Origin of the sequence: Zavarzinella formosa DSM 19928, assembly GCF_000255705.1 — a bacterium.
GTDB classification, from domain to species: Bacteria; Planctomycetota; Planctomycetia; order Gemmatales; family Gemmataceae; genus Zavarzinella; species Zavarzinella formosa.
In genome coordinates this window covers 1-720 of sequence record NZ_AIAB01000571.1, presented here as the reverse complement: position 1 = coordinate 720, position 720 = coordinate 1, and the positions used below count along the sequence as shown (strand labels likewise).

General features: G+C 61.1%; 1 protein-coding gene and 1 pseudogene. One reads left to right on the top strand and one right to left on the bottom strand.

Translation table 11 applies throughout. From position 1 onward, the window contains the following. Window positions 1-67: 67 nt before the first annotated feature. Window positions 68-418, bottom strand: a complete 351-nt coding sequence (locus tag BGIM_RS47975) for a hypothetical protein (RefSeq protein ID WP_052639603.1) — start codon at window positions 416-418, stop codon at window positions 68-70. Between the two features lie 118 nt (window positions 419-536). Here BGIM_RS47975 and BGIM_RS47970 point away from each other — a divergent pair. Continuing rightward, a pseudogene (locus BGIM_RS47970) lies at window positions 537-720 on the top strand (glycosyl transferase family 1); the annotation flags it as partial.

The window sequence follows — 720 nt, the reverse complement described above, 5'->3', positions numbered from 1 at the left end:
CATTTGCTTTAAATACTTTTGTAACTCATAAAGTTACAGGCTCTAAGAAAGTTATGCGGCCAGCCGATCATCCGCTCTGCCACCCACCAGACTTTGCCCAGTAGGCTGTGCGTCGCTTCGCCAATTTTAGCTCAATGTCCCGCAATGCCTCCGCGTCGTACACCCGATCCACATGCAACTCCTCCGGCCGACCACCAAGTCCAACCGTTTCTCCTTGCGGGTCGAGCAGGCTGGTGCTATCAACTAAGGGCAGTGTCCCGGCGGCGTCCGGTGTGTTCGCCCCCGTCACTTCAACGGCCAGCAGGATGCCGTTGGCATCCACTAAGAAGCGGTGCTTGTCCCCGGACGCTCGCGGTCCCTGGGTTTCGGCCTGTTGTCCGCTACCCCACCCCCTGCCCGTGAGAACGGGACGGCGCACGCCTACGACACGGCCGGGAACCGCATCAGCATGACTGGCACCACTCTTTCCCCACAAACAATTTTTCCCGACAATGCCAAGGTGATGTTTTCGACGTTTGTATACGCACCGGCCTCCCATGTCCCAACCCCGGTTGTTATTCGTCTCCTATCACTGCCAGCACGACCCGGCGAGCGGGGCGGCCGTCTGCACCCGCGATCTGTTCCGGTTGCTGGCCGCCCGTGGCTGGTCCTGCGGCATCGTCAGCGGCCCGCGCCTCGATGGCGGGACCACCCCGGCGATTGAGACCCTTCAGTCCTCCC